Source organism: Saccharothrix sp. CCNWYY140, from assembly GCF_037401995.1.
In the GTDB taxonomy this organism is placed as follows: domain Bacteria; phylum Actinomycetota; class Actinomycetes; order Mycobacteriales; family Pseudonocardiaceae; genus Actinosynnema.
The window spans coordinates 29,745-45,103 of sequence record NZ_JBBEGC010000029.1; the positions used below are offsets into that span (position 1 = coordinate 29,745).

Genomic DNA, 15,359 nt, shown 5'->3' on the forward strand with positions numbered 1-15,359 from the left:
GCTAGTCTTGGTGACCATGTGGCGAACTGTGCTCGCGGTGTGCCTCTTCGTGCTGGCCGGAGCCTTCACCGTGACGGGAGTGGCGAACGCCACAGACCACGCGCACGTCGCCGCCGTCCAGCAGACCGACACGGTCTCACCAGGGCCGGACATCAACGCACCGCAGCAACCCGACACCGGCGTGAACCCCGAGACCCGCAAGAAGTTGTGGATCGGTGGTATCGCGCTGGTGTTGTTCGCCCTCGTTTACTGGCGTAACAAGAAGCGGTGGGACAAGTGGCGCAAGGCCAAGAAGGGCTGACCGCTCGTCGGTCGGTCCGGTCGGCGCCGGGTAGCGGTCCGGTCGCAGGCTGCTGGGGCACGGCTGTATCCCATTAGTTGGGACGCACCGGTCGTTATATGGTCTCCTGCGTGTAGGAGCGCTGCTCGGGTCTTGATCGGTCTGACCGAAACTCGCGCACCGCTCGGCGCAGCCGCGCGACCGGCCGGCGTTGATCAACCTCGCCGGCACACGGCCCGTCGAACCGTGATGCAGGATGGACGCAAATGGGTACCGACTTCGAGGTGAGAACGCGCTCGGCCGTCGAGCGGTACTCGAATGCGCTGGTAGAGCTCTCGCACAGCATCCACGCCGAGCCCGAGTTGGCCTTCGCCGAGCACCGCAGCGCCGCCAAGGTGGCCGACCTGCTCGCCGCCGAGGGCTTCGAGGTGGAGCGCGGCGTGGCCGAGCTGGAGACCGCGTTCACGGCCTCGTTCGGCTCCGGCGACCTCGTCCTGGGCCTGTGCGCGGAGTACGACGCGCTGCCCGAGGTCGGACATGCTTGCGGACACAACGTCATCGCCGCCGCGTCCGCCGGCGCCGCGCTGGCCCTGCGGGACGTGGCCGACGAGCTGGGCCTGACCGTCCGCGTGATCGGCACGCCCGCCGAGGAGGTCGGCGGCGGCAAGGTCCTCATGCTGGAACGCGGGGTGTTCGACGACGTGTCGTTGTCGATGATGGTCCACCCCGCGCCCTACGAGGCCATCGCCGCGCGCTCGCTGGCCATCACCGACGTCGAGGTCCACTACACCGGCCGCCCCTCGCACGCCGCCGCCGCGCCCCACCTGGGCGTGAACGCCGCCGACGCCATCACCGTCGCGCAGGTCGCCATCGGCCTCGCCCGCCAGCACCTGGAGCCCGGCCAGATGGTCAGCGGCATCGTCACGCGCGGCGGCACCGTGCCCAACGTCGTCCCGGACCGCACGTCGGCGATGTTCGACCTGCGCGCCGAGGACATGGAGTCCCTGCACCGCCTGGAGGAGCGCATCAACCGGTGCTTCGAGGCGGGCGCCCTGGCCACCGGCTGCACGCACGAGGTCGTGAAGGTCTCGCCCGTGTACGCCGAACTCACCCCGGACCCGTGGCTGGCCGACGCCTACCGGCGCGCGGCCACCTCGCTGGGCCGCGCCCCGCTGAGCGCGGAGGAAGAACGCGGCCACAAGATCGGCAGCACCGACATGGGCAACATCACCCGTGCGCTGCCCGCAATCCACCCGACCATCGCCATCGACTGCGGAGACGCGGTGAACCACCAAATCGAGTTCGCGACCGCCTGTGCCTCGGCTTCGGCCGACCGAGCCGTGCTCGACGGAGCACTCGCCCTGGCCTGGACAACAATCGCCGCCGCGTCCGACGACGCGCAGCGTGCCCGGCTCGTGGGTGGTGCGGCATGACGGTTCTCGACTCGCGCGTGCCGTCGGGTGAGGAGGGCTCCGAGGTGCTGTTGACGGAACGCGGGGTGAGCATTGCCCCTGTGGAAGATCCGGGAGCGGGGCGCGGCCCCTCGTGGCTGGACGACTGGCTGAACGCCAACGCGTCCGAGGTGGTGGCCTGGCGCCGCCACATCCACGCGCACCCGGAACTGTCCCGCAAGGAGTTCGCCACCACCGAGCTGATAGCGGACGTGCTCCGCTCGGCGGGCCTCAAGCCGAGGATCCTGCCCGGCGGCACGGGCCTGGTCTGCGACGTCGGCAACGGCCCGAGGTGCGTGGCCCTGCGCGCCGACATCGACGCCCTGCCCGTCACCGAGAACACCGGCGCCCCCTACGCGTCCACAGTGGACGGTGTGGCCCACGCGTGCGGGCACGACGCCCACACGACGATCCTGTTGGGCGCGGCCCTGGCCCTGGCCTCGGCGACCGAACTGCCCGGTCGGGTGCGGTTGGTGTTCCAGCCGGCGGAGGAGGTCATGCCCGGCGGTGCGCTGGACGTCCTCGCGGCCGGCGGCCTGGACGGCGTGGAACGCATCTTCGGCCTCCACTGCGACCCGAGGCTCCCGGTGGGCCGCATCGGCACCCGCATCGGCGCCATCACGTCGGCCAGCGACCTGCTGGAACTCCGGCTCACGTCGCCGGGCGGCCACACCTCGCGCCCCCACCTGACGGCCGACCTGGTGCACGCGCTGGGCACGGTCATCACCGGCCTGCCGACGCTGCTGTCGCGGCGGGTGGACCCGCGCTCCGGCACCGTGCTGGTGTGGGGAGCGGTTCACGCAGGTGAGGCGGCGAACGCGGTTCCGCAGGACGGCGTCCTGCGGGGCACGCTGCGGACCGGCGACCGCGACATCTGGGCCGAACTGGAGCCGTTGATCAAGGAACTGACCGGCGCGCTGCTCGCCCCGACCGGCGTGGGCTTCGACCTCCACCACCGCCGGGGCGTCCCCCCGGTGGTGAACGACCGCGAGTCCACCATGCTGCTGAGGGCCGGCATCGAGGCCGCGCTGGGCGAGGACGCCCTGGCCGGCACCGAGCAGTCGTCGGGCGGCGAGGACTTCGGCTGGTACCTGGAGCACGTGCCCGGTTCGTTCGCCCGGCTGGGCGTGTGGAACGGCGTGGAGAAGCAGCGCGACCTGCACCAGCCTGGGTTCGACTTGGACGAACGCGCGTTGCTGGTCGGCGTCCGGGTCATGGTCCACGCGGCTCTCGCCTCGCTGGCCTGACCCCGCGTCGGACGAGAAGGGGCCTGGTCAGGCATCCTGACCAGGCCCCTTCGCCGGTTGCGGGGCAGTGCGTGGGCTAGGCCGGAAGACCGGCTCGTAGTGGCCGGACGGCTGCCGGATGATGCGCAGGGCCTGGTGGATGCCCTCACCGCAGTGGAACTGGCCCGCTCTGGATCGGTGTACCCCCCCTGGGCTGAGCGCTCGCGGACGTTTTGCGAGCAGTCCTCGACCGGGGAGCCTAGGCGGCGGATCGTCGGTCCACACCGGACACGGACGACCCGGACCGGACGTGCACGTGCGGATCGACGGGAGGTCAGCTCAGCGGTTCGGTGATCTTCGGGCGGGCCTCGGGGGCTGCCGAGCGGACCGCGTCCGCCGCCTGGTCGTTCGGTTCGGTCTGGGAGGCGCGTTCCGCCGCCACCCGGGCCGTGTAGATCTCGACCTCCCGGGCCACCTGGCCGTCGTCCCACCCGTGCACCCGGGCCATCAGCCGGGCCACCACGTCCGCGCAGTCCACGCCCCGGTGCGGGTACTCGATGGAGATGCGGGTCCGCCGGGTCAGCACGTCCTCCAGGTGCAGGGCGCCCTCGTGCGATGCCGCGTACACGACCTCCACCTGCAAGTAGTCCGGCGCGTGGGGCACGGGCTTGAGCAGTTCCGGGTCCGACGCCGCCAGCACCTCGTGCACCAGGGACCCGTAACGGTCCAGCAGGTGGCGCACGCGGTATGGGTGCAGGCCGTAGCGGTGGGCCAACTGATCGGCCTGGTTGACCAGGGCGTGGTAGCCGTCCGCACCCACCAGCGGCACCTTGTCGGTGATCGACGGCTGGAGGCGGCCCGGGAGGTCGACGGACGCGGCGTCCACGGCGTCGGCGCCCATCACCCGGTACGTCGTGTACTTGCCGCCGGCGATGGCCACCAAGCCCGGGGCTACCCGCGCCACCGCGTGCTCCCGCGACAGCTTCGAGGTCGACTCGCTCTCGCCGGCCAGCAACGGGCGCAGGCCCGCGTACACGCCCTCGATGTCGTCGTGGGTCAGCGGGGTGGCCAGGACCGAGTTCACGTGGTTCAGGACGTAGTCGATGTCGTTCTTGGTCGCCGCCGGGTGGGCCAGGTCGAGGTTCCAGTCCGTGTCCGTGGTGCCCACGATCCAGTGGTTGCGCCACGGGATGACGAACAGGACCGACTTCTCCGTCCGCAGGATCAACCCCGACTCGGACACGATCCGGTCCCTCGGCACCACGATGTGCACGCCCTTGGACGCCCGCACCCGGAACCGCCCGCGCGACCCCGACAGCCGTTGCAATTCGTCGGTCCACACGCCGGTCGCGTTGATCACCGCGTGGGCGTGGACGTCGGTTTCCCGGCCGTCCTCGACGTCGCGGACCCGGACGCCGGACACCCGGTCCGCCTCCCGCAGGAAGCCCACGACCTGCGTCGACGTCCGCACGACGGCACCGTAGTGCGCGGCGGTGCGGCCGACCATCATGGTGTGGCGGGCGTCGTCGGCCTGGGCGTCGTAGTAGCGGATGCCGCCGATCAGGGCGTCGGGCTTCAGCGCGGGCACCATGCGCAGGGCGCCGGCCCTGGTCAGGTGCTTCTGGCCGGGCACGGACCGCGCGCCGCCCATCGTGTCGTACAGCATCAGGCCCGCCGCCGTGTACGGGCGCTCCCACATCCGGCGCGTCAGCGGGTACAGGAAGCTCACCGGCTTGACCAGGTGCGGCGCGATGCGGGTGAGCATCAGTTCGCGTTCCCGCAGCGCCTCGCGGACCAGCCCGAACTCCAGTTGTTCCAGGTAGCGCAGGCCGCCGTGGAACAGCTTCGAGGACCGGCTGGACGTGCCGGACGCCAGGTCCCGCGCCTCCACCAGCGCCACCCGCAGGCCGCGCGTCGCCGCGTCCAGCGCCGAGCCGACGCCGACCACGCCGCCGCCGATCACCACGACGTCGAAGGTCTCCGAGCCCAGCCGGTCCCAGGTCGACTCGCGCTCCCGGGGACCCAGGCGGCCAGGGGCTTGGAGATCGGCGGGCGTCTCGCGCGTGGCCACTGTGCAACGCCTCCCTGATACTGACGGCTGGTCGGGACCAAGGACTTGACTTGACCACGTTACTCGCCGGTACGCCACCGTAGACAACTGATCACCAAGCGAACTAGCGTCAACGAACATCGTGGGTGGGCAGCGCCGCCGGACCCCGGGCACGAGCGCTGTCCCCTGCCAACGCAAGGAGGTCGGCGGATGAGCAATGGCTCGATCTTCGTCTGGGAGACCCTCGGCACCGCGATCCTGATCCTGCTCGGCGCGGGTGTCGTCGCCAACGTTGTCCTGAAGAACTCGCTGGGCAACGGCGGCGGCTGGCTCCTGATCAACTTCGGCTGGGGTTTCGCGGTGTTCGCGGGCGCCAGCGTGGCCGCGCCCAGCGGCGCGCACCTCAACCCGGCCGTCACCCTCGGACTGGCCATCTCGGACAAGGTCGAGTGGTCCAAGGTGCCCGTCTACTTCGCGGGGGAGATGGTCGGCGCGTTCCTCGGCGCGGTGCTCGCCTGGGCCGCGTACAAGGCCCAGTTCGACACCCACGACGACCTGCCCAACACCCGTGGCATCTTCTGCACCGGCCCGACCGTCCCGACGGTCCCGTGGAACCTCGTCACGGAGATCATCGGCACCTTCGTGCTGGTCATCTGGATCCTGCTCAGCCCCGGCGCCACGGAGGCGGAGGGCGGCGTCCCGCAGTTCGGCAACTCCGCGCTGGGCTACGCGGCCGTCGCGTTCGTCGTCATCGGCATCGGCAACTCGCTCGGCGGCCCCACCGGGTACGCCATCAACCCCGCCCGCGACCTCGGTCCCCGCATCGCCTACGCGATCCTGCCCATCCGCGACAAGGGCAGCGCCGAGTGGGGCTACTCCTGGATCCCCGTCGTCGGTCCGCTGGTCGGCGGCGCCCTCGCGGCGCTGCTCTACCTCGCCCTGCCGGTCTGACCCGCCCCGAAAGGACCTGACGCATGACCAAGTACGTGGCAGCGATCGACCAGGGCACGACGTCCACCCGCTGCATGGTCTTCGACCACTCGGGCCGGGTGGTCTCGGTCGACCAGAAGGAGCACGAGCAGATCTTCCCCAAGGCCGGGTGGGTCGAGCACAACCCCGAGGAGGTGTGGACCAACACCCGGCAGGTCGCCGCCGGCGCGCTCGCGAAGGCCGACCTCACCGCCGCCGACATCGCCGCCGTCGGCATCACCAACCAGCGCGAGACGGCCGTCGTGTGGGACCGCACCACCGGCAAGCCCGTCTACAACGCGATCGTCTGGCAGGACACCCGCACCGACAAGATCTGCCAGGACCTGGCGGCCCTGGGCGGCGGCCAGGAGCGCTACCGCCCCAAGACCGGCCTCCCGCTGGCGACCTACTTCTCCGGCCCCAAGATCCGCTGGATCCTGGACAACGTCGACGGCGCGCGCGAGAAGGCCGAGGCCGGCGACCTGCTGTTCGGCAACATGGACACCTGGGTGCTGTGGAACATGACCGGCGGCGTGGACGGCGGCGTGCACGTCACCGACCCCACCAACGCCTCCCGCACCCTGCTCATGGACCTGGAAACGCTGAGCTGGGACGAGGGCATCGCCGCCGACATGGGCATCCCGCTGTCCATGCTGCCGGAGATCAGGTCGTCGTCGGAGACCTACGGCCAGGTCCGGGAGCGCGGCTCGCTGGCCGGCGTCCCGATCTCGGGCATCCTCGGCGACCAGCAGGCGGCCACGTTCGGGCAGGCGTGCCTGTCGCCCGGCGAGGCCAAGAACACCTACGGCACCGGCAACTTCGTGCTGCTCAACACCGGCAACGACAAGGTGATGAGCGAGAACGGCCTGCTCACCACGGTCTGCTACAAGATCGGCGACGCCGCCCCGGTCTACGCGCTGGAGGGCTCCATCGCGGTGACCGGCTCGCTGGTGCAGTGGCTGCGCGACAACCTCGGCATGATCGGCACGGCCGCCGAGATCGAGGAGCACGCGCGGACGGTGGAGGACAACGGCGGCGCGTACTTCGTGCCCGCGTTCTCCGGGTTGTTCGCGCCGTACTGGCGGTCGGACGCGCGTGGCGCGATCGTCGGCCTGACCCGGTTCGTCAACAAGGGCCACCTCGCGCGGGCGGTGCTGGAGGCGACCGCGTTCCAGACCCGCGAGGTGATCGACGCGATGAACGCCGACTCGGGGGTGGCGCTGACGTCGCTGAAGGTCGACGGCGGCATGGTGGTCAACGAGCTGCTCATGCAGTTCCAGGCCGACATCCTGGGCGTGCCGGTGATCCGGCCGGTGGTCGCGGAGACCACGGCGCTGGGCGCGGCGTACGCGGCCGGGCTCGCGGTCGGGTTCTGGGCGTCCGAGGACGACATCCGCCAGAACTGGGCGAAGGACAAGCAGTGGGAGCCGGCGCTGGACGACGAGACCCGCGAGCGCCAGTACCACTACTGGAAGAAGGCCGTGACCCGGACGTTCGACTGGGTCGAGTAGTAGTTGTCCTGTTGGACGCTCGCGCAGTTTTCGGGCTGAGAACTGCGCGAGCGTCCAACAAGTTCTAGGCGGTACCGCCCCCGCCGGTCTCCGGCGCGCCCTTGGGCTTCTTGACCGGCGGCTGGGTCTGCGGCGGGTCGTTGGCGGGCGGTTGGCCCAGGACGGTGAAGGTCACGGCGAACGGGCCGTCGCGGCAGGTCATCACGGCCTGGTAGGCGCCGGGCGTGGACACCACCGTGGTCTTGCCGGCCAGTTCGGAGGAGGTGCCGCCGCCGGGCGTGAGTTCCAGCGGGGCGACGAAGCCGGGCGAGGTGATCGTGGTGCCGGTGCAGTCGTTCTCGACCGGCATCTTCCCGGTGATCTCGCCGCCGGGCTGGAGTTCCAGCGGCGCCAGGCTGAACGCCCGCAGCGGCGGCGGTGCGAGGATGGTGAAGGTGACTTCCGCGAAGTCCGGGTTGTGGAGGCAGCGGACGGTCGCGGTGTAGGTGCCCGGGGTCGTGATGACCCGGGTGTTGCCCCGCAGCACGCCTTGGGCGCTCGGGCCGCCGGGGTACTGGCCCCACTCGATCGGCGCGACGAACCCGGGCGAGGTCACCGGGCCGAAGCCGGTCGCGTTGCAGTCCGGTGCGGCGGCCTCGGCGGTGATCACGCCGCCCGGCTGGACCTCGAGCGGCGTCAGGGTGAACTTGATGCCCGGGAAGCCCTGGGCGGCGGCGGTGGCGGTTGCGGCGGTTGTGGTCATGAGGAGCGCGGCCACGAGGGCCGTCACACGTCTCATCGTTCCCCCTCAGGTCATTTTCGCGTAGACGATCACGTTGTCCTGGTAGCTGCGCGCGGACCGGTCGAACACTCCCCCGCACGTGATCAGGCGCAGCACCGGGTCGGGCGTGTCCCCGTAGACCGCGTCCGTGGGGAAGCGCTCCTTGGGGACCTGGTCGACCCGCACGACGGTGAACCGGACGGTCGAACCGTCGGCGCGGGCCACGTCGATGCCGTCGCCGGGCGCGAGTTCCGCCAGGCGGTGGAAGATGCCCGGCTGCGAGTTGCCGTCGACGTGGCCCAGGATGATCGCGGGACCGGGCTCGCCGGGGGCCCGCGCGTGGACGTACCACCCGGCCTGCATCGGCTGCTCGACCGGCGGCACCTCGATGGTCTCGTCGGGGTTGAGGCCCAGCGGGACGAGCGAGGAGCGCGCGCCGATCTTCGGGATCACGACCTCGGTCGGGTCGATCCGGGTCGCGCCGGCCTGGGGCGGCGCGGCCGGGGACGGCGTGGTCGTGCCGCTCGGTGCGGACGCGGGTGGTGGCGGGGTCGGACCGGTGGTCGGCTCGGGTGTCGAGCACGCGGTGAGGGCGAGCGCCATCCCGAGGAGGACGCCCGCGCCGAGTCTCGCCATGTGGCCAGAATCCGCCCATGTGCGGGCTTGTGGCGGTGAATCGGTCACCGCCACCTGATCGGACTAGTGGGGGCTTGCTGAGGGTGTCGATCAGTGTCTACCGTATACATCAGTGTCCTGTGGACACCTTGTGTCTGGTGGATACCTGACCTTGGGGGAATTGTGAAGAAAGTCTTGATCGGGCTGGTGGTGTGTGCCGCCGTGGTGTCCACGGCCAGTCCAGCGGTGGCGGCGTCGGGGCCCGAGGTGGTGGTGACCGCGAGCGGGGCCGTGCGCGGGGTGGTGGGCGAGGACCACCGCGTCTACCGCGGACTGCCCTACGCGGAGCCGCCGGAGCGGTGGGCCGCGCCCCGGCCGGTGCGGCCGTGGACCGGGGTCCGGGACGCGACCACGTCGGGTCACGCGTGCGCTCAGTCGGCCGGCTTCAGCGCGGGCAGCGAGCACGAGGACTGCCTGTACCTGGACGTCACCGCGCCGCGCGCCGGCCGGGCCAAGCCGGTGGTGGTGTGGCTGCACGGCGGGGCGTTCCAGTTCGGGGCCGGGTCGGACTACGACGCCCGGCGGATGGCGGCGCTCGGCGACGTGGTCGTGGTGACGGTGAACTACCGGCTGGGCGTGTTCGGGTTCCTCGCGCACCCCGGGCTGGCTGGTTCGGGCAACTACGGCCTGGCCGACCAGCAGGCGGCGCTGCGGTGGGTGCGGCGCAACGCGGCGGCGTTCGGCGGCGACCCGGGCAACGTCACCATCGCGGGCGAGTCCTCCGGGGCGCGCAGCGTGTGCGCGCACCTGGTCGCGCCCGGGTCGCAAGGGCTGTTCCACCGGGCGGTCGTGCAGAGCGAGCCGTGCACGATGACCGACTGGCCCGCGGCGGACGGCACGCCCGAGGCGGAGCCGCCGGGGTACCCCCGGTCCCGCGAGGTCGCCGAGCGCCAGGGCGTGCGGTACGCGCAGGCGCAGGGCTGCGCCGACGTGGCGTGCCTGCGGCAGAAGACTCCGGCGCAGCTGCTCGCCACCGCGGAGTGGTTCGCGCCGACCCACGGCACCGCCGTCCTGCCGGTCGACCCGGCGGTCGCGGGCCGGGTGGTGCGGGTGCCGGTGCTGCACGGGATCACGCGCGACGAGTACCGCATCTCCGACGGCCTGAACGAGGCCTTCGGCGTGCCGCCGGTGACGGCGGAGGAGTACGCGGCGCGGGTCGCGAGGTTCGTCGGCGCGTCGGACGCGCCGGCCGTGCTGGACCGGTACCCGGTGACTGCGAGCCCGAGCGAGGCGTGGGCGGCGGTCGTCACGGACGCGCTGTACGGCGAGGCGACGGCCGAGTTCCACCGCCAGGCCGCCGCGCGGGTGCCGACCTTCGCCTACGAGTTCGCCGACCCGGCCGCGCCGTGGATGAGCGGCTTGCCGGCGCCGAGCTTCCCGACCGGCGCGTACCACACGGCGGAACTCCAGTACCTGTTCCGCACGACGGGCTTCGACACGCCGCTGACGACTGAGCAGCGGGCGTTGGGGGACCGGATGATCGGGTACTGGACGACGTTCGCGCGCACCGGCCGCCCGACCGGCTTCGAGCGCGGGCAGCTCGCCCGGGAGCTCACGCCGTCCGGTGACCGGCCGGTGGACTTCGCCGCCCGCCACCAGGTCGACTTCTGGCGCATCCTGCGGTGATCGATGACCGGTGATCGGCCGGCGGGGTCTGCACGATCCCGCCGGCCGTCACCGAGTGGTCAGTCCAGGTCGTCGTGGCGCATGAGCTGGCGGCCGGCCTCGGTGATCGAGCCGGTCAGGGACGGGTAGACCGAGAAGGTCGTCGCCAGGTCCTCGACGGTCAGCTGGTTCTGCACGGCGAGCGCGATCGGCAGGATCAGCTCGCTCGCGTTCGGTGCCACCACGACACCGCCGATGACCACGCCGGTCGCCGGGCGGCAGAACAGCTTCACGAAACCGCGCCGCAGGCCTTCCATCTTGGCGCGGGGGTTGGTGGCCAGGGGCAGCATGATGGTCCGGGCCGGGACCTCGCCCGAGTCGATCGCCTGCTGGCTGATGCCGACGGACGCGATCTCGGGGTTGGTGAAGACGTTCGCGGCCACCGTCTTGAGCTTGATCGGGCTCACGCCCTCGCCCAGCGCGTGCCACATGGCGATCCGGCCCTGCATGGCCGCCACGGACGCGAGCAGCAGCACGCCGGTGCAGTCGCCGGCCGCGTACACGCCGGGGACGTTGGTGCGGGACACCCGGTCCACGGGGATGTAGCCGCCGCGGCCCAGTTCGATGCCGATCTTGTCCAGGCCGATGTCGGTCGTGTTGGGCACCGAGCCGACGGTCATCAGAGCGTGACTGGCCTCGATCGTGCGACCGTCTTCCAGGTGAATCAGGACCTGGTCGCCGACGTTCTCGACGCGGTCGGCGCGGGCGTGCTTCACGACGGCCGTGCCGCGCTCGGCGAAGACGTCCTCCAGCACGACGGCCGCGTCGGCGTCCTCGTGCGGCAGCACGCGGTCCCGGCTGGAGACCATCGTCACCTTCACGCCCAGCTCGGTGTAGGCGGAGGCGAACTCCACGCCGGTCACACCGGAGCCGATGACCGCCAGGTGCTCGGGCAGCTCGGGCAGGTCGTAGATCTGGCGCCAGGTCAGGACGCGCTTGCCGTCCGGCTCGGCGCCGGGCAACACGCGCGGGGTGGCGCCAGTGGCGATCAACACCACATCGGCGGGCAGCACCTCTTTGCCGCCGTCCTTGAGCTCGGCCACGACCTGGTGCTGGGCCAGGCCGCGGGCGTCGTCGCAGAACTTCGCGTTGCCGATGATGATCCGCACGCCCTCGCGCTGCAACCGCGCCCGCACGTCCGACGACTGGGCCAGCGCGAGGCCCTTCACGCGGCCGTGCACGACCGGCAGGTCGACTGCGGCGGTCGTGTCGGAGGTGCGGATGCCCAGCTCACCGGCGTTGCGGAAGGCGCTGCGGCCACCGGCCGAGGCGATGAACGTCTTGGACGGCACGCAGTCGTAGAGCACGCAGGCGCCGCCCATGCCCTCGCGTTCGATGACCGTGACGTCGGCCCCGTGCTGCGCCGCGACCAGCGCCGCCTCGTAACCTGCGGGCCCACCGCCCATGATGACGATGCGGGTCACGACACGTCCTTCCTCAGGGTTCTCCTCCGGCGCGTTTACCGTACGCGGTCGGGTGCGCGGGCGTGTCGTCCGGTCTTCTGGTGCTTCCGGGTGATCGATAGGTCGCTAGGCTGTCGTCGTGCCGCTCTATGCCGCGTACGGGTCCAACATGGATCCGAACCAGATGATGGAGCGAGCCCCGTACTCGCCGATGGCGGGGACCGGATGGCTCGTCGGCTGGCGTCTGACCTTCGGTGGCGAGGACCTCGGCTGGGAGGGCGCGCTGGCCACCATCGTGGAGGACGAGGAGTCCCAGGTCTTCTGCGTGCTCTACGACGTGAGCCCCCGCGACGAGTCCCGCCTGGACCGGTGGGAGGGCGCGCTCGGCCTCTACAAGAAGATCCGATTGCGGGTGCAGACCCTGGAGGGTTCGGTCACCGCGTGGCTGTACGTGCTGGACGCCTACGAGGGCGGTCTGCCGTCGGCCCGCTACATCGGCGTCGTGGCCGACGCGGCCGAGGCCGCCGGCGCGCCGGACGACTACGTGGCCGATCTGCGCACCCGCCCGTGCCAGGGCATCGGGCCGTGACAGCCGTGAGATGAGCCGAACGGGGTTGCGCACGTCCACGTCGTCCGCCGGGACGACGACCCAGTCGTGCGCCGACCACTGCCCGCCGTAGACGACGGCGGTCCGGTGCGCGGGCCAGGTGAGGTGGACCTGCTGCCCGTGCCGCTCGACGCGCGGTGCGGGCAGACCCGCGTCCACCAGCGACAGCAGCAACGCGCACGCCGGCGCTGAGCCCACGCCGGGGACCAAGGGGTCGTCCAGCACCGCCCGCAGCCCCGGGTCGCGGCTCAGGGCCTCGTCGGCGCACGTGAGGGCGGTGAGCCGGTCCGCTGTGCGCACCACCTCGGTCAGGGCCTCGGCGAGGGGTTGGCAGCGCAGGCCGTCGACCTCGACGTGATCGTCGGTCGGGCCGCGGTGGATGGTCAGGCCCCGCAGCGGCTCGACGCGGACGCCCTCGGGGACCCGAAGGTGCATGGTGCCGGTGCGGGCCGCCGTGATGCCTTGCAGGAACAGCGCGGTTTCCCGGCACAGCAACGCCGATGGGCCGGCGTGCAGCAAGGTCGCCGCGCAGCGGGTGCGGGGGTCGAGGGCGCGGTGTCGTTCGACCAGCACCCCGCGGCCGAACGGGACAAGGTCGGTGCGCCGGTGGGCGCCGTGCGGTGGAGTCACACCGGAACCGAGGGGCGAAACCCCGATCCCGTACCGGATTCACCCGATCAGGGCGGCGGCAGCAGGTCGGTGACGTGCTGGACGAGCCGGCGCGGGTCGGTGGGGGACACCGTGCTCCACGGCTGCTGGCCCGGGGTGGCGCGGCGGAGCTGCACGTAACGGCCCTGGGGGTTGTCGAAGAACGCCACCACGTGCTCGGGCCGCACCCGCTTGCCCCACTTGTCGCGCACGGCCGCGCCGAACTGGCCGCGGAACCCGGCGTCCTTGAACATCTCCGCGAGCACCTTGGCGTCGTCCGCCCGCACACCCCGGTCCCGCAGCGCCGCTTCCAGCTTGTCCGGCGTGCCCGCGGCGGCTGCGGCGGCGTCCAGGTCGGCGCTGGGCAGGGTCACCGAGTGGCCCGGTCCGGGCGGCGCGGCCGGCAGCACCGACAGCGCCTCGCGGGGCAGGCCCTCCGCGGAGGCCGGGCGCAGGGTGAGCTGCTCGCCGTCCAGCACCGCGAGCACCGCCGACTGGCCCTTGGCCGCCGCCAGCACCCGCACGCTGCGGCCCAGCCACAGCCGGCCGTCCACCTCGCGCTGCGGCCGGTTGAGCAGGTGCAGCAGGTCCTCCAGCATCGGGTCCAGCGCGACCGGGCGGCCCAGGCCCCGGCTCTCCAGACCCGCCCACGCCCGCCGCTCCAGGTCGGCCCGCTCGGCGTGCGTCTTGCCCGGTGAGGGCACCTTGAGCACCAGCGGCATGGTCTCCAGCCGCAGGTGCTCCCAGAGCACGTCGAACTCCAGCGCCGAGATGGTGACGGGCTCGCGCACGTCGTGCGTGCCCAGGTCCAGACCGAACGTCGTCATCAGCGGGTCGTGCTCTCCCCGATCACCGGCGGCGAGATGTGCCCGCCGAGTCCGTAGATGTCGTCAGTTTCCCGAAGGTAGTCGGCGCCGTCGTGCTCGGCATCCTCTTCGTCGTCCGCGCGGCCCGCGCCGAGCCCGCCGAACGGGTCGAAGGCCTGCTGCACGGGCACCGGCGTGGCGCGCTTGTGGACCGTGTCGCCGCCGCCGTGCTGGCCCGCGCCGAGGACACCGCTGGCCGCACCGGACCCGGCCGCCACGTGCTGGGCGTTGGCGGTGGTGGCGAGCGCGCCGAACTCCGCCGAGCTGGCCACCGTCGTGCCGCTGGGCCGGTTGCCGCCGACGCCCTGCTGCTCGGCGGCGGACTGGCTGTTGTTCTGCTCGGTGGTGGTGTCCGCGGTCGTGTCGGCGGTGGACCTGCCGCGGCGGTCCTGCGACCGGCCGCCGTCTGCGCTGCCGCCGATCACGCCGCCGGTGCCGAACGTCGTCGTCCCGGACGGCACGGAACCGATCGGCGCGCTGGTCGGGCGCGTGGTCGAACTGGTCTGGGTGCTGCCGGAAACGGTGGTCGAGTTGCCGCCGGACACCGGTGCCGCCGGCCGCCCCTGGGGCGCGGCGCCGCCGCGGTTGTAGCCGCGTCCGCCGCCGTAGCGGCCCCAGCGTCCACCGCCGCGCACACCGCCGTGGAACCCGTGCGAGGGCGCCACGCCGGCCCCCTCGTTGCGCACCACGTCGGGGGCGGTGATCACGAGCTGCGGCGGCTGGTTGAACTGGCCCAGCGTGGTCACGTTGGAGGTGGTGGAGGAGGCGTAGGTGGTCATCACCTCGCGGGCGCGCTGCTCGGCGGCGTTGCGCACCTTCTCCTGGACCTCGTGGTCGGTCTGCTGCCCGACCAGGTGGGCGAGGGTGCTCAGCACGACGCCCGGGTCCTCGGCGGTCACCTTGACCGGCGGCGGCATGTCGGCGCGCGCCTTGGCGATGTAGTCGGCCTGGAGTTCGGCGGACAGGCGCATGACCTCCGCGCCGCCGCGCGCCTCGTCGGCCCACGCGGCCAGCGGGTTCATGCCGCCGCGCGCCTGGTCGGCCGCCGCGCCCTCCCACTTCGCGCCGGAGGCCAGCACACCCGAGTGCAGCTCGGAGTTGATCTCGGCTAACGCGGCCGAGACGCCCTCCCAGCGCTCCATCGAGGCGTGCGAGGCCTTCGGGCCAGGCCCGGAGTTGATCTTCTGGTAGAGCTCTTCGTGGCTGTACCCGCTCCAGCGGTGGCCCTCGGGCATGAAGATTCCCCTC

General features: G+C 72.1%; 14 protein-coding genes. 8 read left to right on the forward strand and 6 right to left on the reverse strand.

What is annotated here, in order from left to right:
* Window positions 1-16: 16 nt before the first annotated feature.
* From WBN91_RS16030 to WBN91_RS16040, 3 genes are all read left to right on the forward strand, one after another.
* Window positions 17-301, forward strand: a complete 285-nt coding sequence (locus WBN91_RS16030; RefSeq protein ID WP_147459378.1) for a hypothetical protein — start codon at window positions 17-19, stop codon at window positions 299-301.
* Between the two features lie 245 nt (window positions 302-546).
* Window positions 547-1,713 (forward strand): M20 family metallopeptidase, encoded by a 1,167-nt coding sequence (locus tag WBN91_RS16035; RefSeq protein ID WP_337724504.1) that lies wholly within the window; start codon window positions 547-549, stop codon window positions 1,711-1,713.
* A complete protein-coding gene (locus tag WBN91_RS16040) occupies window positions 1,710-2,978 on the forward strand; it encodes an amidohydrolase (protein ID WP_337724505.1) in 1,269 nt (422 codons plus the stop codon). Before WBN91_RS16035 ends, WBN91_RS16040 begins: the two co-directional genes overlap by 4 nt.
* Before the next feature lie 313 nt (window positions 2,979-3,291).
* On the opposite strand, the gene WBN91_RS16045 is transcribed toward WBN91_RS16040, so the two are convergent.
* Window positions 3,292-5,028, reverse strand: coding sequence for a glycerol-3-phosphate dehydrogenase/oxidase (locus WBN91_RS16045; RefSeq protein ID WP_337724506.1), 1,737 nt, complete (start codon window positions 5,026-5,028; stop codon window positions 3,292-3,294).
* A gap of 189 nt (window positions 5,029-5,217) precedes the next feature.
* Between WBN91_RS16045 and WBN91_RS16050 the strand changes: the two genes are divergently transcribed.
* Together WBN91_RS16050 and glpK are read left to right on the forward strand one after the other, a co-directional pair.
* Entirely contained in the window at window positions 5,218-5,958 is a 741-nt protein-coding gene (locus WBN91_RS16050; protein ID WP_337724507.1) for an MIP/aquaporin family protein, read from the forward strand.
* 23 nt (window positions 5,959-5,981) lie between these two features.
* Complete coding sequence (glpK, locus tag WBN91_RS16055) at window positions 5,982-7,487, forward strand: glycerol kinase GlpK (RefSeq protein WP_337724508.1); 1,506 nt, start codon at window positions 5,982-5,984, stop codon at window positions 7,485-7,487.
* Between the two features lie 64 nt (window positions 7,488-7,551).
* Here the strand turns inward: glpK and WBN91_RS16060 are convergent, their stop codons facing one another.
* Together WBN91_RS16060 and WBN91_RS16065 are read right to left on the reverse strand one after the other, a co-directional pair.
* Window positions 7,552-8,265 carry a hypothetical protein gene (locus WBN91_RS16060; protein WP_337724509.1) on the reverse strand — a complete coding sequence of 238 codons (714 nt, stop codon included), beginning with the start codon at window positions 8,263-8,265 and terminating at the stop codon, window positions 7,552-7,554.
* A gap of 9 nt (window positions 8,266-8,274) precedes the next feature.
* Entirely contained in the window at window positions 8,275-8,883 is a 609-nt protein-coding gene (locus tag WBN91_RS16065) for a class F sortase (RefSeq protein ID WP_337724510.1), read from the reverse strand.
* 162 nt (window positions 8,884-9,045) lie between these two features.
* On the opposite strand from WBN91_RS16065, the gene WBN91_RS16070 reads away from it, so the two are divergent.
* Window positions 9,046-10,548 (forward strand): carboxylesterase/lipase family protein, encoded by a 1,503-nt coding sequence (locus WBN91_RS16070; RefSeq protein ID WP_337724511.1) that lies wholly within the window; start codon window positions 9,046-9,048, stop codon window positions 10,546-10,548.
* Between the two features lie 59 nt (window positions 10,549-10,607).
* Here WBN91_RS16070 and WBN91_RS16075 read toward each other — a convergent pair whose 3' ends face one another.
* Window positions 10,608-12,011 (reverse strand): NAD(P)H-quinone dehydrogenase, encoded by a 1,404-nt coding sequence (locus tag WBN91_RS16075; RefSeq protein WP_337724512.1) that lies wholly within the window; start codon window positions 12,009-12,011, stop codon window positions 10,608-10,610.
* Window positions 12,012-12,129: 118 nt separating this feature from the next.
* On the opposite strand from WBN91_RS16075, the gene WBN91_RS16080 reads away from it, so the two are divergent.
* Window positions 12,130-12,579, forward strand: coding sequence for a gamma-glutamylcyclotransferase family protein (locus tag WBN91_RS16080; RefSeq protein WP_337724513.1), 450 nt, complete (start codon window positions 12,130-12,132; stop codon window positions 12,577-12,579).
* Between the two features lie 66 nt (window positions 12,580-12,645).
* Entirely contained in the window at window positions 12,646-12,789 is a 144-nt protein-coding gene (locus WBN91_RS16085) for a hypothetical protein (protein WP_337724514.1), read from the forward strand.
* A 485-nt stretch (window positions 12,790-13,274) separates the two neighbouring features.
* Here the strand turns inward: WBN91_RS16085 and WBN91_RS16090 are convergent, their stop codons facing one another.
* Window positions 13,275-14,072, reverse strand: coding sequence for an ESX secretion-associated protein EspG (locus tag WBN91_RS16090; RefSeq protein WP_337724515.1), 798 nt, complete (start codon window positions 14,070-14,072; stop codon window positions 13,275-13,277).
* Window positions 14,072-15,346: a PPE domain-containing protein gene (locus WBN91_RS16095; RefSeq protein WP_337724516.1), complete on the reverse strand. Its 1,275-nt coding sequence runs from the start codon at window positions 15,344-15,346 to the stop codon at window positions 14,072-14,074. Before WBN91_RS16095 ends, WBN91_RS16090 begins: the two co-directional genes overlap by 1 nt.
* Between the last annotated feature and the right edge of the window lie 13 nt (window positions 15,347-15,359).

Coding starts and splice junctions, on each gene's coding strand:
- WBN91_RS16030 (WP_147459378.1), top strand. CDS start 17: ATGTGGCGAACTGTGCTCGCGGTGTGCCTCTTCGTGCTGGCCGGAGCC.
- WBN91_RS16035 (WP_337724504.1), top strand. CDS start 547: ATGGGTACCGACTTCGAGGTGAGAACGCGCTCGGCCGTCGAGCGGTAC.
- WBN91_RS16040 (WP_337724505.1), top strand. CDS start 1,710: ATGACGGTTCTCGACTCGCGCGTGCCGTCGGGTGAGGAGGGCTCCGAG.
- WBN91_RS16060 (WP_337724509.1), bottom strand. CDS start 8,265: ATGAGACGTGTGACGGCCCTCGTGGCCGCGCTCCTCATGACCACAACC.
- WBN91_RS16095 (WP_337724516.1), bottom strand. CDS start 15,346: ATGCCCGAGGGCCACCGCTGGAGCGGGTACAGCCACGAAGAGCTCTAC.
- WBN91_RS16090 (WP_337724515.1), bottom strand. CDS start 14,072: ATGACGACGTTCGGTCTGGACCTGGGCACGCACGACGTGCGCGAGCCC.
- WBN91_RS16065 (WP_337724510.1), bottom strand. CDS start 8,883: ATGGCGAGACTCGGCGCGGGCGTCCTCCTCGGGATGGCGCTCGCCCTC.
- WBN91_RS16050 (WP_337724507.1), top strand. CDS start 5,218: ATGAGCAATGGCTCGATCTTCGTCTGGGAGACCCTCGGCACCGCGATC.
- glpK (WP_337724508.1), top strand. CDS start 5,982: ATGACCAAGTACGTGGCAGCGATCGACCAGGGCACGACGTCCACCCGC.